This window comes from Bacterioplanoides sp. (assembly GCF_965219715.1).
Lineage (GTDB): Bacteria > Pseudomonadota > Gammaproteobacteria > Pseudomonadales > Oceanobacteraceae > Bacterioplanoides.
This window is the reverse complement of sequence record NZ_OZ244785.1, coordinates 3,475,724-3,499,162: the sequence shown is the minus strand read 5'-3', so window position 1 is coordinate 3,499,162 and position 23,439 is coordinate 3,475,724. Positions and strand designations below refer to the sequence as shown.

17 protein-coding genes are annotated in these 23,439 nt (G+C 51.1%); 9 read left to right on the top strand and 8 right to left on the bottom strand.

Annotation, left to right across the window (positions count from 1 at the left end; translation table 11 throughout):
• Positions 1-41: 41 nt before the first annotated feature.
• Complete coding sequence (fusA, locus tag ACOQOZ_RS16280; protein ID WP_420589205.1) at positions 42-2,129, bottom strand: elongation factor G; 2,088 nt, start codon at positions 2,127-2,129, stop codon at positions 42-44.
• A gap of 353 nt (positions 2,130-2,482) precedes the next feature.
• Here fusA and tuf point away from each other — a divergent pair, with 353 nt between their 5' ends.
• Complete coding sequence (gene tuf, locus ACOQOZ_RS16275) at positions 2,483-3,706, top strand: elongation factor Tu (RefSeq protein WP_420588580.1); 1,224 nt, start codon at positions 2,483-2,485, stop codon at positions 3,704-3,706.
• Positions 3,707-3,913: 207 nt separating this feature from the next.
• Here the strand turns inward: tuf and rpmE are convergent, their stop codons facing one another.
• Positions 3,914-4,123: a 50S ribosomal protein L31 gene (rpmE, locus tag ACOQOZ_RS16270; protein WP_420589204.1), complete on the bottom strand. Its 210-nt coding sequence runs from the start codon at positions 4,121-4,123 to the stop codon at positions 3,914-3,916.
• Positions 4,124-4,269: 146 nt separating this feature from the next.
• On the opposite strand from rpmE, the gene ACOQOZ_RS16265 reads away from it, so the two are divergent.
• From ACOQOZ_RS16265 to ACOQOZ_RS16230, 8 genes are all read left to right on the top strand, one after another.
• Positions 4,270-6,501: a primosomal protein N' gene (locus ACOQOZ_RS16265; protein ID WP_420589203.1), complete on the top strand. Its 2,232-nt coding sequence runs from the start codon at positions 4,270-4,272 to the stop codon at positions 6,499-6,501.
• A gap of 106 nt (positions 6,502-6,607) precedes the next feature.
• Positions 6,608-7,390, top strand: a complete 783-nt coding sequence (locus ACOQOZ_RS16260) for a CZB domain-containing protein (protein WP_420589202.1) — start codon at positions 6,608-6,610, stop codon at positions 7,388-7,390.
• A gap of 83 nt (positions 7,391-7,473) precedes the next feature.
• Positions 7,474-7,998 carry a phosphatidylglycerophosphatase A gene (locus ACOQOZ_RS16255; protein ID WP_420589201.1) on the top strand — a complete coding sequence of 175 codons (525 nt, stop codon included), beginning with the start codon at positions 7,474-7,476 and terminating at the stop codon, positions 7,996-7,998.
• 25 nt (positions 7,999-8,023) lie between these two features.
• A complete protein-coding gene (locus ACOQOZ_RS16250; RefSeq protein WP_420589200.1) occupies positions 8,024-8,371 on the top strand; it encodes a NifB/NifX family molybdenum-iron cluster-binding protein in 348 nt (115 codons plus the stop codon).
• A 40-nt stretch (positions 8,372-8,411) separates the two neighbouring features.
• Entirely contained in the window at positions 8,412-8,930 is a 519-nt protein-coding gene (locus ACOQOZ_RS16245) for a TRAP transporter small permease subunit (protein ID WP_420589199.1), read from the top strand.
• Positions 8,923-10,299: a TRAP transporter large permease gene (locus ACOQOZ_RS16240; protein WP_420589198.1), complete on the top strand. Its 1,377-nt coding sequence runs from the start codon at positions 8,923-8,925 to the stop codon at positions 10,297-10,299. Before ACOQOZ_RS16245 ends, ACOQOZ_RS16240 begins: the two co-directional genes overlap by 8 nt.
• Positions 10,300-10,462: 163 nt before the next feature.
• Entirely contained in the window at positions 10,463-10,879 is a 417-nt protein-coding gene (locus tag ACOQOZ_RS16235) for an acyl-CoA thioesterase (protein WP_420589197.1), read from the top strand.
• A gap of 73 nt (positions 10,880-10,952) precedes the next feature.
• A complete protein-coding gene (locus ACOQOZ_RS16230) occupies positions 10,953-11,753 on the top strand; it encodes a class II glutamine amidotransferase (RefSeq protein WP_420589196.1) in 801 nt (266 codons plus the stop codon).
• A gap of 17 nt (positions 11,754-11,770) precedes the next feature.
• Here ACOQOZ_RS16230 and ACOQOZ_RS16225 read toward each other — a convergent pair whose 3' ends face one another.
• From ACOQOZ_RS16225 to ACOQOZ_RS16200, 6 genes are read right to left on the bottom strand one after another with little or no spacing between them, the layout of a single operon-like run.
• A complete protein-coding gene (locus tag ACOQOZ_RS16225; protein ID WP_420589195.1) occupies positions 11,771-12,463 on the bottom strand; it encodes a hypothetical protein in 693 nt (230 codons plus the stop codon).
• Positions 12,464-12,473: 10 nt separating this feature from the next.
• Positions 12,474-12,947, bottom strand: coding sequence for a chemotaxis protein CheW (locus ACOQOZ_RS16220; protein WP_420589194.1), 474 nt, complete (start codon positions 12,945-12,947; stop codon positions 12,474-12,476).
• The gene (locus ACOQOZ_RS16215; protein ID WP_420589193.1) at positions 12,928-13,962 is read right to left on the bottom strand and encodes a chemotaxis protein CheB; all 1,035 of its coding nucleotides are present in this window, start codon (positions 13,960-13,962) and stop codon (positions 12,928-12,930) included. Before ACOQOZ_RS16215 ends, ACOQOZ_RS16220 begins: the two co-directional genes overlap by 20 nt.
• A 1-nt stretch (position 13,963) precedes the next feature.
• Positions 13,964-20,422, bottom strand: coding sequence for an Hpt domain-containing protein (locus ACOQOZ_RS16210; protein ID WP_420589192.1), 6,459 nt, complete (start codon positions 20,420-20,422; stop codon positions 13,964-13,966).
• A complete protein-coding gene (locus ACOQOZ_RS16205) occupies positions 20,419-21,306 on the bottom strand; it encodes a CheR family methyltransferase (RefSeq protein ID WP_420589191.1) in 888 nt (295 codons plus the stop codon). The genes ACOQOZ_RS16210 and ACOQOZ_RS16205 overlap by 4 nt, the downstream gene beginning before the upstream one ends.
• 14 nt (positions 21,307-21,320) lie before the next feature.
• Complete coding sequence (locus ACOQOZ_RS16200) at positions 21,321-23,375, bottom strand: methyl-accepting chemotaxis protein (RefSeq protein WP_420589190.1); 2,055 nt, start codon at positions 23,373-23,375, stop codon at positions 21,321-21,323.
• Positions 23,376-23,439 lie beyond the last annotated feature (64 nt).

Sequence of the window (23,439 nt, the reverse complement as noted above, 5' to 3'; positions counted from 1 at the left end):
CCTGAGCCGGGTTTTTCTGAAGTTCAGTAATTAAGGATTAATTACTTAGCTTCTTTAGCTGCTTTTGCTTCAGCCATTACAGTTTCTGCAATGTTCTGAGGGCAAGGCATGTAGTGGCTGAATTCCATAGAGAACTGACCACGACCAGAAGTGATGGTACGCAGGTGACCAATGTAACCGAACATTTCGGACAGAGGTACGTCAGCTTTAATACGAACGCCAGTTACGCCAGCTTCCTGGTCTTTGATCATGCCGCGACGACGGTTCAGGTCACCGATCACATCACCCACGTTGTCTTCTGGGGTGAATACGTCAACCTTCATGATTGGTTCCAGCAGCTGTGCGCCTGCTTTCGGCATAGACTGACGGAATGCACCTTTTGCAGCGATTTCGAATGCTACTGCAGAGGAGTCAACCGCGTGATAGCCACCGTCGTGTACGTCGATTTCAACGTCTAACACTGGGAAGCCAGCCAGAGGGCCTTCAGCCATCATAGCCTTGAAGCCTTTTTCGATCGCGGGGAAGAATTCCTTAGGAACGTTACCACCAACAACAGATGTGGTGAATACGAAACCAGTACCTGGCTCACCTGGCTTCATGGTGTAGTCGATCTTACCGTACTGACCAGAACCACCAGACTGCTTCTTGTGCGTGTAGCTGTCTTCGATCGGCTGAGTGATAGTCTCACGGTAAGATACCTGAGGCTCACCTACTTCCAGCTCAACGCCGTAAGTACGCTTCAGAATGTCTACTTTAATGTCCAGGTGCAGCTCACCCATACCTTTCAGGATGGTTTCGCCGGAATCTTCGTCAGTTTCAACGCGGAAAGATGGATCTTCTGCAACCAGTTTACCAATCGCAACACCCATCTTATCAACAGCGCCTTTGTCTTTCGGCTTAACTGCGATAGAGATTACTGGCTCTGGGAATACCATGGCTTCCAGAGTACATTCGTGCTTAGGATCACACAGAGTGTGACCAGTCTGTACGTTCTTCATACCAACAACAGCAACGATGTCACCGGCTTGTGCAGAAGTCAGCTCAGACTTGTCGTCTGCCTGCATTTCTACCATACGACCGATACGCTCAGTTTTACCGGTAGCAGAGTTCAGTACGGTATCACCCTTGTTCATTACACCAGAGTAGATACGGATAAAGGTCAGGGCGCCGAAACGGTCGTCCATGATCTTAAACGCCAGAGCACGCAGCGGCTCGTCAGCAGAAACGATTGCGTGCTCGCCAGTTTCGTTACCTTCTTCGTCAGTCAGAGGCTGAGGATCAACTTCGGTTGGCGACGGCAGGTAGTCAACAACTGCGTCCAGAACCAGCTGAACACCTTTGTTTTTGAATGCAGAACCACAGTAAGTTGGGAAGAAGTCCAGCTTACGGGTACCTTCACGGATGCAACGCTTGATGTCGTCCATAGACGGCTCTTCACCTTCTTCCAGGTAAGCCATCATCAGGTCTTCGTCTTGTTCCAGAGCAGTTTCAATCAGCTGCTCGCGGTACATTTCAACGTCGTCCTTCATGTCTTCAGGAACTTCTTTGATTTCGTAGTTCTCTGGCAGACCAGTGTCATCCCATACGAACGCCTGACGGCTCAGCAGGTCAACAACACCTACGAACTCATCTTCTTCACCGATTGGCAGAACCATAACCAGTGGGTTTGCGCCCAGTACTTTCTTAACCTGATCAACAACGCGGTAGAAGTTGGCACCCAGACGGTCCAGCTTGTTCACGAAGATGATACGGGATACTTCAGATTCGTTAGCGTAACGCCAGTTAGTCTCAGACTGAGGCTCAACACCACCAGAACCACAGAATACACCAACACCACCGTCCAGTACTTTCAGAGAACGGTATACTTCAACGGTGAAGTCAACGTGTCCAGGGGTGTCAATAACGTTCAGGCGGTGACCAGCCCATTCACAGGTAACAGCTGCAGACTGAATGGTAATACCACGCTCAGCTTCCTGATCCATGAAGTCAGTAGTGGATTCACCATCGTGAACTTCACCAGTCTTGTGGATCTTACCAGTGAGCTTCAGGATACGCTCAGTTGTAGTGGTCTTACCGGCATCAACGTGAGCGAAGATACCGATATTTCTGTATTTGCTTAAGTCAGTCATATCGTTACTCAAAAAGGTAAGGTCAAAATCGCGCGCCATTCTACAAGGTTTGCTCGCCGAAAGGTACTGTCTTTGTGTGGCAATTTTCATTCGTTATCAACGACCACTTTTAAAGCACCTTTTTGCGCCGGTTTTGTGGCTCAAACTGTGGCTTAACGAGCCCGTTAAAAAGGCGATCTGCTGTTACGCCAATATGACAGTTGACCAAACCTCTCAACAGGGATATTGACTCCCATCTCCAGAACATTAATATTGCCCACTTTATTTCGCCCTGAAACAAGTGTGGAAACCCGATGTGGTCTGACTTGGTTGGGGTTTCAGTTAATACTTATATTGTTTTGAGGGCTGTAATTATGGCTAAGGAAACGTTTGAGCGTTCCAAACCGCACGTAAACGTTGGCACCATCGGTCACGTTGACCATGGTAAAACTACTCTGACTGCTGCACTGACTCGCGTATGCGCGGAAGTATGGGGCGGTGAACTGGTTGCATTCGAAGGTATCGATAACGCACCAGAAGAGCGTGAGCGTGGTATCACTATCTCGACTTCTCACGTTGAATACGAATCCCCAAGCCGTCACTACGCACACGTAGACTGCCCGGGACACGCGGATTATGTTAAGAACATGATCACCGGTGCTGCTCAGATGGACGGCGCTATCCTGGTATGTGGTTCTACTGACGGCCCTATGCCTCAGACTCGTGAGCACATCCTGCTGTCTCGTCAGGTTGGTGTGCCGTACATCGTAGTATTCCTGAACAAAGCTGACCTGCTGGCTGAAGACTGTGGCGGCGCAGACTCTGAAGAATACGCAGAGATGCTGGAACTGGTTGAAATGGAACTGCGTGACCTGCTGTCTGAATACGACTTCCCAGGTGACGACACGCCAATCATCCCAGGTTCTGCTCTGATGGCTCTGAACGGCGAAGACGACAACGAAATGGGTACTACTGCTGTTAAGAAGCTGGTAGAAACTCTGGACGAGTACATCCCAGAGCCAGAGCGTGCGATCGACGGCGATTTCATTATGCCAATCGAAGACGTATTCTCTATTCAGGGTCGTGGTACTGTTGTAACTGGTCGTGTTGAGCGCGGCATCATCAATACTGGTGAAGAAGTTGCGATCGTTGGTATCAAAGAGACCACTACTACTACCTGTACTGGTGTAGAGATGTTCCGTAAGATTCTGGACGAAGGCCGTGCAGGCGAGAACGTTGGTGTTCTGCTGCGTGGTACTAAGCGTGACGAAGTTGAGCGTGGTCAGGTTCTGGCTAAGCCGGGTTCTATCACTCCTCACACCAAGTTCAAGTCTGAAGTATACGTACTGGGTAAAGACGAAGGTGGCCGTCACACGCCATTCTTCAAAGGCTACCGTCCACAGTTCTACTTCCGTACTACTGACGTAACGGGTGCTGTTGAGCTGCCAGAAGGCGTTGAAATGGTAATGCCAGGCGATAACGTAACTCTGGAAGTTACTCTGATCGCTCCGATTGCGATGGACGAAGGTCTGCGTTTCGCAATCCGTGAAGGCGGCCGTACTGTAGGTGCTGGTGTTGTTGCTTCTATCGTTGAGTAATAACAGCTGAGTAAGGCTTAAACGTCTTATTCAAAAAACCCGCTTCGGCGGGTTTTTTTTCGCCCAGAGTTTGGTCGACCGAAAGTACAACACCTTGCTGCTTATATCGAAAAACATTCGGGCTGAGGCGAATGCCTTGAGTAAATGACAGCCACAAAAAAACCCGCGATCCTGATCGGATGGCGGGTTTTTTCTGAGCGGTTTCGATTACTTCTTGAAAGCACCGAAACGCTTCTGGAACTTATCGATACGACCACCGGTATCAACAACTTTCTGCTTACCAGTGTAGAACGGGTGACAAGCAGAGCATACGTCCAGAGACATGGTGCCTGGCTTAGTAGACTTAGTGTTGATGGTGTTACCGCAAGAACAGGTCGCAACCAGCTCTGCGTATTCTGGATGAATTTCGTTTTGCATGACAAACCTCTTAATCTTCATGCCGCCACTGTCAGAACTTCTGTCAGCACCGCACTACTGATTGCTTAGTTAGCGAATAAAATGCCCTTGCATGGGCAATAAGGACGCGCATAATACCAGAGCCAACGTCAGCAGCAAGCCTTTTCATGTCCTTTTTTGTAGTCACCATCGCCCTGCCCGTGCCTCTGCGCCGCAACTTCGACTATTTGCCGGTTTTGGGCGAAAGCCGTGAGCAGTATCAGCCAGGACAACGCATCAAAGCTGAATTCGGCCGCCAATTGCTGACTGGTATTGTGATTGGAACAGCCGATCAAACCGAAGTTCCGGCTAACAAGCTCAAACCCTTACTGGAGCGGCTGGACGACGAACCTCTGGTCGACTCACAAACCCTGACCCTGTGCCAATGGCTGGCCGGTTATTATCATCACAGTCTTGGCGAAGTATTAGAGCTGGCGTTACCAACCATGCTGCGCCGTGGCTGCGATCTGACCGAGGCCGATGAAAAGGTCTGGCTGAAGCAAACGAATACCTCAGAGCCGGAATTGAAAGGCGCCAAGCAACAGTCGTTATGGCAGCTGTTTCAGCAGCAAATGCAATGGGCACATAAAGAGCTGACCTCCCGTGGTTACACCCTGGCACAGCTGAAACGCCTGGCTGAACTGGATCTGATTCAGGAAAGCGAACAACTGCCGTTACCCGCTATTGCCGAACAAAGCTCCCAACCACTGCCTTTAAACAGCGAACAACAAAAAGCGGTCGATCAGATTGGTAGTCACTTGGGGAGCTTTAAACCCTGCTTGCTGGAGGGCGTTACCGGCTCAGGTAAAACCGAAGTTTATCTGCAATTAATTGCCAAAGCGCTGGCTGATAACAAACAGGTGCTGGTACTGGTACCGGAAATTGGCCTGACTCCACAAACCGTTGGCCGCTTCCGTGCTCGTTTTGATGTTCCGGTGGCATTGCTACATTCCGGCTTAAACGATCGCGAACGCCTACAAGGCTGGCGCCAGTGCCAGGAAGGCAAAGCACGCATTCTGATTGGCACCCGCTCGGCAATTTTTACCCCTCTGCCGGATCTGGGGCTGATTATTCTCGACGAAGAACACGACGCCTCATTTAAACAACAGGATGGTTTGCGCTATTCCGCCCGCGACTTTGCACTCGTACGCGGTAGTAAAGCTCAGGTGCCCGTAGTACTGGGCTCCGCAACTCCGGCACTGGAAACCCTGCATAACGCACTCACGGGTAAATATCTGCACCTGAAGTTATTACGTCGTGCCGGCAACGCCAAACCACCAGCAATGAAGCTGCACAGTATCTTGCATCAACCGCTTACCGCCGGTTTTGCCCAACCGGTGCTGGCGAAGATGCAGCAACATCTGCAGAACGGCAAGCAGGTGTTGGTGTTTATTAACCGTCGCGGTTTTGCGCCACTACTCGCCTGCCGTCAGTGCGGCTGGATGGCCGAATGTCGTCGCTGTGATGCACGCTTAACCTTGCATCAACACCCGGCACACCTGCATTGTCATCACTGCGATTTCCAGCAAGGTATTCCCGGCCATTGTCCGAGCTGCCACAGTGCCGATATTGAACCTGTTGGTCAGGGCACGGAAAAAGTCGAACAGCAATTACAGGATCTGTTCACAGGCTTTCCGGTACGCCGGGTAGATCGCGACAGTGTGCGCAGCAAACAGGCCTTTGATGAGCTATTCGACGAAATTCATAACGGCGGTCCCTGCATTCTGGTCGGCACCCAGATGCTGGCCAAAGGCCACCACTTCCCTGATGTCACCATGGTGGTGGTGCTCGACAGCGACTCCGGTCTATTCAGCGCCGATTTCCGTGGTATGGAGCACAGCGCCCAGCTGATTCTGCAGGTTGCAGGTCGTGCCGGGCGAGCGGACTCTCCCGGCGAAGTGTGGATTCAGACTTTGTATGCCGACCACCCACAATTAAATCTGTTATTAGATAGCGGTTATCACGCCCTGGCGCAGTCCATGTTGCAGGAGCGTAATTCGCAACAATTACCACCGTACAGCTTTATGGCGTTATTGCGCAGCGAGTGTGAAGATCGCCATCAAGCGCAACAGCTATTGCAACAAGCACGTGGTTTTATTCAGGAATTTCAGCGCCAGCATCACCAGCAACATGATCGTCAGGGATTACGCCTGGCGCACGAAGGTGTGAATCTGATGGGCCCTTTTCCAGCCATTATGGAACGGCGTGCCGGGCGCTTCCGTCAGCAGCTGCAGATATTCGCCAAAGAACGGGCAGCGTTGCACCGAGTCGCTGCCGCCTTAGTGCAGTTCCTGGAGCAACAGAAAGGCTTTCATAAGGTACGCTGGCATCTGGATATCGACCCACTCGACACGCTTTAAAGTGACGCACTTAAACGCCAAAGAACAGCAACAGCACCCACGTCTGGGGGAGCGTCTATACTAATCGGATCGCATCTTGTGTTCTAGCCGTCAGCCAGAGGCCACTATGGAATATCTCAGCTTCCGCCATGGAAAGCAGCACTACGCTGTACCAATTGCCAGCGTCCGCTTTATCACCGCCGACAATAATCTGCACTGTACCCGCGTTGCGACCGGCAACGGCAATCAACACGATATGGTCGATTTTGATGGCCAGTCCTGTGTGGTGTTGTCTCTGGCGAATTTGCTGGGAGAAGACTCAGCCCAGCGCGCGATGAGCGAACTGATCGAACTATTACGTGCGCGCGAACAGGATCACGTCGACTGGCTTGATGCATTGGAACAAAGCCTGATCAGTGGTGCTGAATTCACCAAAGCCAGAGATCCGGATCTGTGTGCATTTGGCCGCTGGTATAAAAGTTTTCGCAGCGACAATCTGATGCTGCAACAGCTGCTGGAAAAGTTTGATGCACCCCACCGCCGCATTCATGCATTAGCTGACGAATTGCTCGAAATGCGTAATCAGGGTGAAACCGACGCCGCGATTGAAATTCTCAATGAACACAAACGCACAACACTGGTACGTCTGCAGGAGTTGTTCAGTGATGCCCGCAATATGGTCGGTTCCAGCGTTCGCCCGACGGTTATTATGATTCAGAACGACAACGACCAGGTTATTGGTCTTAAAGTGGACGATATTGGTGAAGTCTTCAGTTGTCGAAATGAACAACAAGATCTCAGTGCCGATGAATTTTTACCTGAATTTGCTCAGGCTTGGCTGAAAGACATCGAACTGAGCGAAGGCAAAGCCACCGTGATGCAACTGGATCCTAATCGTTTGATGCATTGACCCACGCTTCGTATCTTCAGGCGCACACTTCCGCAACAAGAGCTGCTAAACTGCAGCTCTTTTTTTGTCTGAGCGAAACTGCAGTGTTATCTCTACGCCCTGACCCGACTTTACGCCCTGACCTGAAAGGGCTGAACCTGAAAAACCCGATTCATTTGCTGGCCTTTGGCCTAGGCTCAGGCCTGCCGAAAACGGCTCCAGGAACCTGGGGAACACTGGCGGCACTGCCGGTATGGCTTATATTTCTGCAGGGAGTGCCCACCTTGCCGTATATCGGCGTATTGCTGGCAGGGTTTGCTCTTGGTGTTGTAGTGTGTGAATTCACCTCCCGTGACTTAGGTGTACACGACCACGGAGGCATTGTCTGGGATGAGTGGATCGGCCTGTGGATTACGTATTTATGGTTGCCACAATCTTCTGATGCCAGCACCAGCTGGGGCTGGATTTTGTATGGTTTTTTACTGTTCCGGCTGTTCGACATTGTCAAACCCTGGCCAATTAAATGGCTGGATAAAAAAGTTCAGGGCGGCTTTGGCATTATGATTGACGATGTGCTCGCCGGTGTTTTTGCTTTTATTGCTTTGCAGCTTACCGCTGCATGGATTTAACCCGAATTATTTCTGAGAGTTATCTATGAAAATTGCTGTAGCCAGCTTAAATGGCGAAACCGTTTGTGGCCAACCAGGGCGTTGCCGCACCTTTATTTTGTTCGATACAGACGGATTCGAAGTGTTTGACGAGGAAAAAATCGAGTTCAGTGAAGATTATGTTCTGCAGGGTTTTAATCCAGACAAGACACACCCGGTAGATAAAATTGATGTGCTGATTGCTTCCGCGATTGGTGAAGGGCTGGTCAACCAACTGCAACAGCGAGACGTCATTGCCGTGTCAACCACGGTAAAAGATGCCCGCGAAGCAGCGCAGCGTTTCCTTGATGGTGACTTGCCGATTAAAGACGCGAAAAAGAAGAAAAAGAAATAGCTGCAAACGCTCACCTCAGGGAACCGGAAACTGCTCAGCCATGTTAGAAAAATTACTCCTTATTGACCGCTTTACTGCACAAACAGGGAAAGCCGTACGCTGGCTTTCTTTGTTGATGGTGCTGTTTTCCGTTGCGGTAGTGGTTTTACGTTACGCTTTTGAAATCCCTTCCATCGCATTGCAGGAAAGTGTGATGTATCTGCATGCATCGTTATTTATGTTGGGCGCGGCCTACACCTGGCAACAAGGCGGACACGTGCGGGTTGATGTTTTCTACCGTAATTTTCCCCGCAAGCAGCAAAACCTGGTCGATCGTTGCGGCATTGTTTTCCTGCTGTTACCGGTTTGCATTTTTATGCTCTACAGCAGCTGGAATTACGTATCGGTTGCCTGGCAAATCGGAGAAAAGTCTCAGGAAGCCGGCGGCTTACCCTTTGTTTATCTGTTAAAAACGCTGATTTTATTACTGCCATTTTTAATGATTTTGCAAGCTATTGCCGAGTTCGCTAAAACCTTCCTGCCCGCTCAGGCACACGCAGAGGAGATTCACCATGGCTGAGTGGATGCCTCTGATCTTATTTATTTTTGTTTGTCTGGTGTTAATGGCCGGCTTTCCGGTGGCATTTACCCTGGCGGGTACATCGCTGTTATTTGCTGGTGTTGGGGTTATCAGCGGAACATTAGATAGCGCCTTCCTCACCGCACTGCCTAACCGTTTATTTGGCATTATCAGTAATCAGATTTTAATCGCGGTGCCGCTATTTGTATTTATGGGGGTAATGCTGGAAAAGTCCCGAATTGCCGAGCAATTGTTGCGCAATATGGGGCTGTTGTTTGGGCCTCTGCGGGGCGGCCTTGGCTTCTCCGTCATCCTGGTGGGTATGCTGATGGCTGCCAGCACCGGCATTATCGGCGCGACGGTTGTTACAATGGGCTTAATTTCCCTGCCAACCATGCTGAAACAGGGTTATAGCCCGGCATTAGCTACGGGGAATATTTGTGCCACAGGAACATTGGGGCAAATTATTCCGCCTTCCACTGCGCTGATTATTCTCGGTGATGTGTTATCCAGCGCGTACCAGCAAGCACAATTGAAAATGGGAATTTTCACACCGGAAACCGTTTCGGTTGCAGACTTGTTTGTTGGCGCATTAATTCCCGGGCTCATTCTGGTAGCCGCGTATTTATTGTATGTCGCTTTAGTTGCCTTCTTTAAACCAGAAGCAGCACCTGCGGTTCAGGACCGCCCACCTCTGTCGAAAGACTTTATTGCACAATTATTAAAAGGTTTGATTCCACCACTGGCATTAATTATTGCGGTATTGGGTTCTATTCTGGCAGGCATCGCAACACCGACTGAGGCAGCTGGTATTGGTGCTTTTGGCGCTACGTTACTGGCGATCTTTTACGGCGAGTTCGATTTAAAACGCCTGCGTGAAGTCATGGATTCGACACTCCAGGTCACCAGCATGGTGTTTATGATTTTTATTGGGGCAGCTTTATTTTCACTGGTGTTCCGCGGCTTTGGTGGTGAAGAGCTGGTTCACTCGGCGTTCACGGATATGCCCGGCGGCGTCTTTGGTGCGATGCTGGTTGTGATGCTGGTGATCTTCCTGCTTGGCTTTATCCTCGACTTTATCGAAATCACCTTTGTGGTTGTTCCTATCGTTGCTCCGGTGTTATTAACCATGGGCGTTGATCCGGTATGGCTGGGCATCATGATTGCAATCAATCTGCAGACCTCATTCCTGACGCCCCCCTTCGGCTTCGCATTGTTTTACTTACGCGGTGTCGCGCCACCGAGCATTCCAACCCGAACGATTTACCGCGGTGTTATGCCGTTTATTCTGATTCAGATCGGGGTACTGATTTTGCTCGCTGCTTTCCCGGAATTAGCCACCTGGTTACCCGATAAAATCTATGGTTAATCGGCCTGATTCGCCTTGTGCTAAAGCGTGATGGCCGGGCAAATGCAATTATTGCCATAATTGCCATAAAGAGTTCCCGCATACCCTGATCTGAATGGGTGTGCGGCGTGCCAAAAAAGCAGTAAACTCGCGCCAGAATAATCACAATCTCAGGTCAATGCCGATGGAACCGCGTCAACCCCAAGACTCCAGCCGCGAAGATAACCAACCTAAGCCCGATGGCGAATTGTCGATGCGCCTGATCCCGACCCGGGCCGAAGCAAATATCCATGGTGATATCAGCAGCGGCTGGGTAGTTGCACAAATGGATCATGCTGCAGAAAGTGTTGTCAGCCGTCTGGCACAAGGCCGTATTGCCAATATTGCGATGGAATCGTTGTCATTTATGTCCCCGATCCGGGTAGGCGCAGCGGTTTGTATCTATACGCGTTTATTAGAGATTGGTACTTCTTCCGTACGTATCAACGTCGAAGTCTGGACACGTAACCCCAACGAAAATCACCGCCGCAAAGTCGTTGACGCCACCTTTGTGTATGTTGCAATCGATGAAAAAGGCCGTATTCGTCGCGTGCCGCGTTAAAACCTGATCTGTTACACCATGCCCGACGCACTCTCGGTTATCATATCGAGATCAACTGACAAGACGATGAGTTATGTGCGAACTACTGGGCATGAGTGCCAATACCCCAACCGACCTGTGTTTCAGTTTTAGTGGCCTGACCCGCCGTGGTGGCGAAACCGGCCCTCATGCCGATGGCTGGGGAGTCGCCTTTTATGAAGGTAAAGGCGTTCGAAGCTTCCATGAATCCTGTGCCAGTGCCTCCTCAGAAATTGCTCAGGTGGTGGAGACCCATCCGATTAAAAGCGAAACGGCAATTTGCCATATTCGCCAGGCTAACGTTGGTAATGTTTGCCTGGCGAATACCCATCCCTTCACTCGTGAGATGTGGTGCCGTTATTGGGTATTTGCCCACAACGGCCAGATTAATAATTTCAGTTATCAGCCCGGACTGTATCAACCGGTTGGCGAGACCGACAGCGAGCAGATTTTCTGTGACCTGATGAATCGTCTGCGTCAGAACGCAACAACCACAGATACCCCGGAGCAGCTGTCCGGTATTCTGGTTGAACTGGCCGGTGAATACGCCCGTCAGGGGGTATTCAATTGTTTACTGAGCAACGGCGAATGGCTGTTCACATTTTGCTCCACCAAATTAGCCAGCATCACACGGCGCGCGCCCTTTGGCCCAGCACAGTTAAAAGACGCCGATGTAACAATCGACTTTGAAGCGGAAACCACACCGAATGATGTTGTCAGCATCATAGCAACAGAGCCACTGACAACCGATGAGTCATGGGATATTTATCAACGAGGTGAATGGAAGTTATGGTCTGGCGGAGAGGTTATCACCTCCGGTCAGGTTCAACTGCCTGAGCCGGAAGCGAAGAAATAGGTATCAGAGACGATTAATCAGACTGGCAGTAGCGAGCGGATCTTATCGGTGGTTTTCATCACAATAAAGGCTGCGGACTGCTGGTTGTAAGCGAGCAGTGTCTTTTCAATAAAGCGCCATTTCGCTTCAATCGCTTTGCGGTTCGTGTCGTGGCCAGTGATTTGTGCCACAGAGTCGCGGAAAGTTGCTGCATTATCTGCCATGCGCGAGTTGGTTACAGCATGACCACCAAAGACATTGATGTTGTAGTACATGTACTCAGCAACCATCTGCTCCAGTGCAATCATGGCGACTAAGGCGGCTGCTTCACTCTGATTCAGCTCTTCAAGGCTGAGCTTTTCTTTAGCCTGCTGAATTTTCTGGTAGAGCTTGTTTTGCACAGCCTCCAGATCGTTAGTGAAGTTAACGTCAGAATTAGCCGCAGCAACAGCTCTTTCCTGCTGCACAAACTCCGTAGAAACCTGCCATTGGCGGGCAACGGTTGGCAGATGACCACGCAGGCGCTCTGCCACAGCATTACCAGAGGAAATGGTGTTATCCAGGCGGCGCTGGTAACGCTGCCCACCCTCTTGCAACGCCAGGATGCTGATATCAGCTGTCAGACGGTATGCGTGAGCCTCCAGCGTCAGCAGATCTTTGGTATTTTCAGCAGCAGCCCAGAGATTAAGGCTGAACAAAGGTAAAAACAGCGCAAACAGCCACTTCAGCATGATTACCTCACTAGATGTATTTTATTAGTTCTTGTTCTATCAAATCTAAATTCGGAATGATGGCCGGGTCGCGATCAACCGTTACTGCAGTTTGATCAAACTGACCCATATTCATAGCTTCCACGGTTTGGATGTCATCCTTATTAACGTGGGTCAGCCTTGGAATACCTTGTACTAACATCGCATAAAATGGCATCTCGGCATAGTCCCCAACGCCGTTAATTACGGCAAAACGAGCTTCGGGATTTGGCGCAGGAGCACCCTGAGCGGATAACATCTCGTAGCACAGCACCGGAATAGGTACGCCACGCCAGTCAATTCGGCCAAGAATCCAGTCGACACTGGATGTTGTGGTCAGCAGGTGTGAAAACGGCACAATCTCAGCCACAGCAACGTTAGGCAACAACAGGTTCTTATCCTTCAGTGGAATCAGAAGACAATCAACCTGGTCAGGCGCGTTGGTTTTAGTCAGTGATTGACTCATTGTTTTTCACCCAATTGTTTTTAATATGATTTACCAGTTGCAGCGCCAGTTGCTGCGGGTCACCAATATAACGTACCCGGGAGGTTTCTATCGCACTTTCCGGCATTGACGCATTGGCGCAGGTTTCTGGCTTCTGTGCCCAGATCTTTTGCTGATTCTCCGGCAAGCTGACAATCGCTTCGGAACCATCATTGCCCATGCCGCTGAACAGGATGTAACCGGCACGATCCCCATAGCAGGCATGAACGTTGAGAATCACCTGATCGATTGATGGTCCATAAGGCCCCGGCCAGCTCTCACCGTGACAATGCATCAGGCCATCATTAAAGCGGAATTCGTTTTCAATCGGCGCCACCAGCACTTCACCACAACGCAAACCATCGCCTTCGGCAAAGGCGCGTAAGCGATATTCCGCATGGCGACCAATGGTATTTGCAAGGGTATCTTCAAAGCGGGGATCAATATGCTGGGCGTAGATAAATGCGATCGGTAACCCACCAGGCAAAGCATCGAGAAACTCTTTCACCGCCCCCGGACCACCCAAAGATGCCCCTAACACCCAGACCTGGGTTGCCGTGCGATCGGAAAAATCCAGATCATTAAACATCGCCGGCAATGCAATTTTGCCGCTGCCAGTGCTGGCTGCAAGCTTCTGTAATACGGATACATCTTCCGCCATTACCGGTGTCGCTTTAACCATTTCACGAAGCTTACTGTAAAGCCGCTTCTCCCATTTAGGAAAGGTCGCACAGTTTTTATTCGGAGCCTGCTCGACGCCCATCAACACGGGCGCATCGCCATCCAATAACTTGTCGAGCCAATGAAGATGTTCGCCATCTTCATCGCGTAAGTCGATCAACCAGGCATCGAGATGTAATTCATCAAGATTCAGCAAATCCATGCGCTGAGGGTCAGCATTCACCACCACATCAAAACCAAAATGCAGCAACGCTGCTTTCAGCAGATGTTGCTGCAACCGGTCATCAGCCAGAATGCCGACTTTCGGCAACGCCATATCAGTGTTCCTTACGACCCAACAGGCGATTCATAGTGGCCAGCAGGTTATCCTCCTGGAACGGCTTACCCATATATTCGTTCACACCAATCGATATCGCCCGCTCGCGGTGTTTATCACCGGTACGTGAAGTAATCATAATGATCGGAATATCTTGCAGACGAGAATCGTGACGAACCTGAGACGCAACCTCGAAGCCATCCATACGTGGCATTTCAATATCCAGCAGCATCAGATCCGGCTTGTGATCCTGCAAGGTCGCCATGGCATCCACACCGTCTTTAGCCGTGAACACTTCCATGCCATTACGTTCCAGCAAACGCGTGGTTACCTTGCGTACAGTCACCGAGTCATCGACTACCAGGATACGCGGCAGACGGTTTTCCAGCTCGTGACGGCGTTCAGCATCCTGAACATCCAGTGCTTTCGCCTGTTGATACTCAAGGCTTGACTGAGTACGAATCATTGCAGGTAAATCGAGAATGATTACAACGCTACCATCACCCAAGATGGTACCGCCGGACACCCCCATCACCGAAGCAAACTGAGGACCGAGAGTTTTTACCACAATCTCACGTGAGCCCAGCAACGAATCTACCTGCAAGGCAAATGGCACAGCACCACGAATCAACAGTACCGGCAGCGGTAAATGCTGCGCCGCGAACTTAGGCTGTGCTTCGTTATCCAGCATGTTGCCGAGATACTCAAGGCGATAGTCGTTGCCGGCGTAGCCATAGCTGCGCTCTTCGGACGGCAGCTCATACAGCTTCTCCAGCTCAGCAGCGGAAGCACGCACAATACCCTGAATATTGTTCAGAGGAACGGCGTACAGGTCGTCACCAACACGCACCATCAGTGCCCGGTTGACCGACACCGTAAACGGCAGACGGATAACAAACTCGGTGCCAACACCCTGTTGCGAACGAATGGCAACACTACCACCCATCTGCTTAATCTCACTGCTCACAACGTCCATACCAACGCCACGACCAGAGATCTGAGTAACCTGCTCAGCGGTAGAGAAACCAGCCTGCAGAATAAACTGGGTAATTTCGTCGTCTGACAAATCGGCATCCGGTGCCATCAAGCCACGTTCAATCGCTTTTTTGCGTACGGCTTCGAGGTTTACACCACGACCGTCATCACGCAGCGTCAGAACGATATCACCACCATCGCGGGAGATATCCAGCTCAATATTACCAACGTCAGATTTACCAGCTTCACGACGCTGTTCTTCGGTTTCCATACCGTGGTCAACGGCGTTACGAACCATGTGCTCAAGTGGAGAAATTAACCGCTCGAGAATCGTACGGTCCATCTCGCCATCGGCATTAAATACTTTCAGCTCAACCTGCTTGCTTAATTCCAGGCTGATCTGACGAACAATACGGCGCAGACGCGGTACCAGACGCTGGAACGGTACCATCCGGGTCTTCATCAGACCTTCCTGCAGCTCGGTATTCACCCGGCTTTGTTGCAGCAGCAGAGTTTCAGCATCACGGGTTTTGTTCGACAGTGTATCTTTCAGGTCGAGCAAATCCGATGCAGATTCAACCAGAGCCTTCGACAGCTGTTGCATCGCTGAATAGCGGTCCATCTCCAGCGGGTCAAAGTCTTCGTATTGCGGGCCCTGACGCTCCTGACGGAACAACACCTGAGCTTCGGTTTCCATATCCAGACGACGTAACTGGTCGCGTAAACGATCCAGTGTCATGTCCATTTCGTCGAGCGTATAAGAGAAGTCTGTTACCTGCTGCTCCAGACGGCCTCGACCAATAGAGGTTTCACCCGCCAGGTTTACCAGGTTATCCAGCAGATCGGCGGAAACCTTAACCAGTTCCTGAGGTGCTTTACGAACGGTAGACTGAGGCTGTGCTTGTGGTTGAGCTGGCGTTGCCGGAGCTGGCTTTTGCTCTGCTACGTCACGACGCAGCGGCACAACGTTGGTCTCGGTTCCTGCTTCATCGCTCTGCTCGTCGGCGGTTTCGACAACAACAGGCACATCGATGGCATCAGCATCTGACTCAACAACTTCCACCATCGGCGCAGATAATTCATCGGCGTCGACCAGGATGGCTTTTTCACCCAACGATACAAAACCATCCGATTCCAGACTTGCGGCAACGGCCTCGATCTTCTGGGTCAGAGAGTCATGTACCTTGTAGTATTGCTTGAACAGCTCAGGATCAATAATGATCTGACCCTGCTGCGCCTTGAGGATATTGGCTTCGAAGTCGTGAGCCTGATCACCAATATCAGTCAGACCCGCTAATCGCGCACCACCTTTCAGGGTGTGTAATACCCGCTGAGCCTCGGCGGCATGAGCAAAGTTTTCGTTTTCCTGCGCCCAGTCATGCAGTGTTTTATCCAGCTGCTCCTGAAGTTCATGAGCTTCTTCCAGGAAGATCTCGAGGATTTCCCGGTCGGATTCATCCAACGCTTCGACAACCGGCACATCAGCCACCACAGGGGCAGCCATATCGGCTTCCGAGTTTGCTTCTGTATCCAGCGAAGATTCTGTTACCTGAACATCGCTATCGTCGCTAACGGCAGAGAATTCGCTGTTGCCACCACGGGCAAACTGCAGAATTTCATCAATCAGTGGTTGTTCGTTTGCGGCTTGCTGGCCCTGGCGTACTGCATCCAGTTGCGCGGCCAATGCATCATGACTGCGCTGTAGCAATGCAAATAAGTCGCTACTGACGGACAAACGACCATCATTTACTTTTTCGTAGAGGGTTTCTAATTCATGGCACAGCTCAGCAATTTCCTGCAGCTCTGCCATACGTGCACCACCTTTCAGGGTATGCAACTCCCGCTGGAGCTGAGCGACATCAAGCAGGTTATCAGGCTGTTGTTGCCAGCGCTCCATCGCGCTTTCAATCGCTTCAGAAACCTCTTCCGCTTCCTCGAGGAAAATTTCGAGGATCTCGTCTTCATCCTCTTCGATAACATCAGCAACAGGAGGCAGGTCTGCCGACAACGAATCATCGACTTGCGGCTGGTTCTCAGACTCAACGTCGGTATCTACCTCGTCGATCTCCAGTTCAATCGCGTCGTCTTCAATCAGCAGCTCAACATCGCTATCCTGATCTTCATCGACATCAACAACGGCAGCCGCTGGTTCTTCAACAACATCAAGCTCAAGTTCGATCTCTTGTTCTTCGACGCTGTTAAATTGCCAATCGGTTAACGCTTCTATCAACTGATCGGCTGGCTGAGTTTCCTGGCCCGCGGCCAGGCAGTCCATCATTCCCAGCAATGATTCCTGTGCCTGAGCCAACAGATCCAGTGGAGATTCGGCTGCATCTGCTTTTTCAGTCAGCATGCGTCCGTAGAAAACATCCAACGCATTTGCCAGCGCTTCGATATTTGGCAGTTCTGCTTTTGCTGCACCACGAGCAACCTGATCAAGATCTTTACTGAGGTTCAGCAAAATGTCTTCATCGGCCTGTTCCTGCCACTGTTTCAACAGCGAGTCAGCGTCCAGCAATGAATCCATGCCCTGGGCAAGGAAGGTCGCAATGGTCTGTGGTGTTGGCCCGATGCTGCCGGTCTGTTGCGCCTGAATCAGCGGCTCCAGCAACAGCTTTTCCATTTGCTGAATACGATCAACAAAGTCTTCGGTACCGGCAATCTGCTCCAGCGCCATTAAAGAGTCGTCAGCCAATCCGGTGCGAATCAGCTGATCGCCTTCTTCCACCAGATTCACAATGCCCGGGGAGTTTTTAACCTGATAGGCACGCAGTTCTTTAACCAGTTTCTCCAGCGGTGCCGCAACATCAGCGATGGCTGCGATGCCCGCCATATGTGCACTGCCTTTGAGAGTATGCAGGGCACGCTGCAGCTGGTCGCTCAACGGGTTAATAAAATCTTCATCGCGCGACTGTTGCAGGAAGGATTCAACGGTCTGTAGATGAGTGTTAGCTTCGTTAACGAAAACTTCCAGCAACGCCGCATCTTCGTCTTCTTCCGTCTCAGCAACTGGCTCTGCAGCAGCTTCGGCCTGTGGCTCCGCCAACAGTTCAGCGAATGGCTCAACCACTTCGTTAGCAGCCAGTGAATTGGCGTAATCCATTAACGGCTGGGTATCGATCGCTGATTGACGGCGATTACGGAAATCATCAAGCAGCTCCGGCAGGCAGCTGATTACGTGATCAACCAACGCAACCAGGTTGTCGGAAATACTGATGGTTTCATCCAGTACCCGGTTAAACATGTTTTCTACCGACCAGGCCAGCTCGCCAATCACGGCAGCCTGAACCATACGGCCACTGCCTTTGAGCGTATGGAAAGCACGACGAACTGTGGTCATGGCTTCCTGATCATTACGATCCGCTTTAAATTGTGGCCAGTATTCGTCGAGAGTTTCGGTAACTTCCTCAGCCTCTTCGAGGAAGATTTCGATGATCTCATCATCAATCAGATCATCGTCATCATCTTGTACCGCAGAGCTTTCTGCGACAGCTTCAACGACCGGCTCTGGCTCGGCAGCGTCTTCGACATCGGTCTCTGCTACAGCCTCAGTGAGCGCAATCTCTTCTTCTGCGTCTTCTACAGCAGCATCGTTGTGCAGCACTGCAATATCAGCAACCGTTTCCTCGATTGCCTGAACGTCTTCAGCGCCCAGCTCAATTTCTTCGCTGACCTGATCCGCTTCTTCAGTACCAGTGTCAGCAGCAACTTCCACTTCGGCAGCTGCATCGCTGGCGGACAGATCCAGAGCATCACCAAATGACGTAACCGCAACTTCGCCTAATGAATCATCGATATCGAGCTCGATATCATCGATGGCGTCGCCCAGCGGCTCAGTTGCCGGCAATTCAAGCAGCGATTCTTCAGCGCGCTCAAGCAGGTCTTCACCGGCATTGTTAGGCTTCTCAGAGTAGCGCTCAATAAAGTATTCAACACCGGTCAGAACATCCGCCAAAGTATCGAGTACTGACCACTGAGGTTTTAATTCTTCATCAATCAGCTGGTTTTGAACGAATGCCGCCGCACGTGACAGGATGCCAGCAACGCGTGGCAGCGGAATCATGCTTAACGAACCTTCGATGCTGTGTAGCAAAGACGGTACATCCGTTAGTTCCTGCGCTGACCATTGCTTGGCAATGTATTCAACAATCGCGTCTTTAACCTGCTCCAGCACGTTACGCGCTTCACGTAACACCGCTTTCTGAGCGTCGGTCAGAGAACTCTCGGCGACCTGAGCATGCAGATCACCTTCACTCTTCATTCCACCCAGTGTCGCTTCGACGTACAGCAGCGCACCGGCAATATCCATCAGATGACGATCTTCAATCGCCTGACCTTCATCGATCAGTCGAGTCACCTCACTGTGCTGCTCCTGCAACACTTTGCGCGGCATGCCCAGACCAAGAACCGACATGGTGTCACTGATCTGTTTCAGAGCAGGAGACACTTCAGTCAGGGTCGCGGCGCGATCTTCATTACCGCGTACCAGTAAATCCAGGCGATCTTTAACGGTGGCAATTTCTTCCACCAACGCATGCAGAACCTGATCAACCGTTTCTTTATCCGGACCAGCCAACTCGGCACGCTGCTGTGCAACATCTTCTTCACTGACCAGAGCCTTGGTCAGTGCAAATTGCTGACGAACTTTGCGAATCGCTTCGCCATTCACATCGGATTCGGCGATAAACAACAATAAACTGCGGATCAGCGCATCATCCGGCGCGCGATTAACAGCCGTAGCACCCTCTTCAATAGAGGAACGTACTAATCGCTCAAGTTGACCAAGAACCTTTTTGGCGTCATCGGTCAGTTCATTCTGTTTTTGTAGCCACTCGGCAAATGCCAGTGCAGGCAACCAGATCAGTCCCTGCGGTGTGGCGTGTAATGCTTTGTGCAGACGGGCAAACACCTTGGTCAGGTATTGCTTGGCAACTTCAGGTTGTTTGTTCTGAATCAGCTGCAACATCGCAGCCTGCAACATCTGGCGAACTTTTTTCGCCCACAAACGGAAATCTTTGCCGTTATAAGTGGCTGCTTGCTTGGGAGTTAACAGGGAATTGTGTTTGATAACCGGAGTGAACAACGCAGCTTCCGGCAAATAGGTTTCACCACGGGCAGCACGCAATTCATTCAGAATTGGCAACAGCACCACTGGCAAATCACGACGTCCGACTTTAACGTGCTGCAGATAGTGAGGCAGCTGCAGAATCGCCTGCATCAGCACTTCCAGCGCACGTTCGTAATCGGTTGTACCATTAGCCAACGCGGTAGCCACCGCTTCCATTTCTTCCGCCAACAGCGCCGCACCATAAAACTCCACCATTTGCAGAGTGCCATGGATCTGGTGCAGATAACTCAGGCAGAACTTGAGTCGGCTAGTGTCCTCGGGGTTCTCCACATAGGCTTCCAGCGCTTGCTGTGCCTGCTGCAGCGTCTCTTCGACTTCCCCTTTTACCCATTCCAGGGCGATGTAGTCCTGGCTCATCGCCTTGTGGTCTCCCCTGTCGGATTCGTTTTCTTACGCACGAATGCAGATACCTGACTGCTACGAACCGGCTCTAACAGTGGATGTTGAAAATCCACCATCTCTCCCAGACCTATAACCAAAATGCCTCCGGGAGCCAGTCGTTCGGCCAGTACATTTAATATTTCCCGACGGCGCCACCGACGGAAATAAATCAATACGTTCTGGCAGTAAATCACATGCTGAGAGTTCAGCGGACAAGCACTCAGGTTGAGGATATTCACCTGACTGAAACAACAACGCTTGCGTAAATGATCACTGATTTCTATTTCGTTAATGCCACTGGTTTTGAACGAGCGGGCCAGGTATTCCTGTGGTACCCAGTCCAATGCGCGGGGCTGGTAACGTCCGGCCCGGGCTTTGCGCAGTACAATAGTGGAGATATCGGTTCCGGTAATGGCGTAGCGCTTGTTAAATGGTGTCAGATAGCGATCTGCGACCATCGACAAGCTGTACGCTTCTTCTCCGGAAGAACACCCGACACTCCAGCATTCCAGTGTTTCATCAGCATCCATTTCAGCCGCTTTTTGCTGGATATACTGATCCACAAAAGCATAAGCATCCGGGTCACGGAAAAAGCGCGTTTCCTGCACGGTTAACCGATCAACCAGCGTGCTCCATTCAATGGCTCCGGTCGGGCCATTAAGAACGCGGTCATAATATTCCTGGTAACTCTGACAGCCGACTTCCTGCATGCGCAGACCCAAACTGGTCTGTAAAAAGGAACGCCTCTGACTGGGCAGGCACATACCTGTGCGCTCTTCCAGCAGATTCTGCCAGCGTCCGAACTGGACATCGTCCAGCTCAGGAACCGTTGTTAACCCGGATCGATACTGATGAGACATAGAGGTTCAGCAGGTTACAGAACCTGCTGCTCGTCCAGCTCCAGTTCACTTTCCGGCAGCTTAAAGCCCGCCACCGATTCACGCAGTTTGTTGGCCATTTCTGCCAGGTTACCAATCGACTTCGCAGTCGCGGTGGTACCGGCAGAAGTCTGCGAGGTAATTTCCTGAATAACGTTCATCGTATTGGAAATATGACCCGCAGAAGAAGCCTGCTGACGTGCGGCGTTGGAAATGTTCTGAATCAATTCCGCCAGGTTTTTCGATACGTTCTCAATCTCTTCCAGGGCAACACCCGCATCCTGTGCCAGGCGAGCACCACGTACCACCTCGGAGGTGGTGGTTTCCATCGAGATAACCGCTTCGTTAGTATCGTTCTGAATCGTTTTAACCAGCGCCTCAATCTGCTTCGTTGCCGCAGCAGAACGTTCCGCAAGACGCTGTACCTCATCCGCAACTACCGCGAAGCCCCGACCGGCGTCACCCGCCATCGATGCCTGAATAGCAGCGTTAAGAGAAAGAATGTTGGTTTGGTCGGCAATATCGGTAATCAGGGAGATGATGTCACCAATCTCCTGCGAGGATTCACCCAGACGTTTAATACGCTTAGACGTTTCCTGAATCTGCTCACGGATGTTATCCATGCCGTTGATCGTTGCCTGTACCACTTCGGCGCCTTTGTTCGCGATCGCAACCGATCGCTCCGCAACCGCGGAAGATTCCGAGGCGTTAGCCGATACCTGGTCAATCGACACCGCCATTTCGTTAATCGCGGCCGATGCTCCGGCAATTTCCTGAGCCTGGTGCTCAGATGCTTCCGCCAGGTGCATTGCTGTCGCCTGGGTTTCCTGAGCAGCGGAGGATACCTGTACCGCTGTTTCGTTAATCGCGGATACTAACGAGCGCATCTGGTCGATTGCGTAGTTAATGGAGTCAGCAATCGCACCGGTAAAGTCTTCCGTTACCGTTGCAGATGCTGTTAAGTCACCATCTGCAAGGTCAGCAATTTCATCCAGCAGACGCAGAATCGCCATCTGGTTAGCTTCGTTTTTATTGGCTGTTTCATCAAGGTCGCGACGTGTTTCACGGTAAGAAACCACACCGAAGGCAATCATCATTACGATGGCTAACAGAGCAGAGATATAACCAACGATTTGCATTAATGCACGTTCGCCGGTATCAGACTGAATACTGGTTGTCAGCTGAGAGGTCTGATCAAGCAGAGTACGGGAGTCTGCGAAGATGCTGTCGGATGCTTCCCGCACCTGGAACAGCTCTGGAGAAGTCTCAAGAATTTCATCAACCGAGCCGGATACGAACTCAAACAGTTCGGCGACCTCGGCCAGTGCGTAGATTGCTTCTTCATCGGTTACCTGGGAGATGTTCATGGCAACGTTGCCCTGAATCATGCCGTTCAGTACCCGACCGAACAAGGATGCATCCCGACCGAAGGCGTCTGCCGCCATTACCGCGTCTTCACCACCAGCCAGTACCTTGTTCACCGATCGTACGATACGTTCCGCCAGCCATGACTGACGCTGTGCTACCGCAACCTGATCAGCAGGAGCGCCGTTATCAAGCAGAATTTCTACAATCTCGTCGTATTCCACCTGCAGCTGAGGAATCGTTTCCGCCAGTGTCGCGGCAACTTCGTGCAGAGAGAGAATAATGTCCTGGGCACGGATAATCTGGTCAGCGTTACCTTTTACCGAGTCCCAGATACCCTGTACGTCGGTCATGGTGGCAACTTCCGCCGGATCCAGACCAGTGGCCGGATTACCGCGAGTCAGATAGCCCCAGCGCTGGTCGAAGTTATCACGTGCTAAACGTAACTGACCGAAGGCTTCTTCTTTACCACCGGCCGCTTCCACCGCGTTTTTTGCCAGTTCCTGCGACAGTACCCGCAGCTCACCCGCGTGCTCAATATACTGGTCATCCCGATTTGCCAGGGCGTTTACATAAACCGTAATGGCAATAAAGATACCCAGGAATAAGAACAGCAGACCTGCCAGAACACCGTTAATCCGGTTTCTGAAGACCGTCGACAAGACGCTTCCTGTGTTTTCGCTCATGCGTTCCTCTCCACACTCACTTTTTCAAGTTTTGCCTTGCGGCTAATTATCATTGTTCATCACA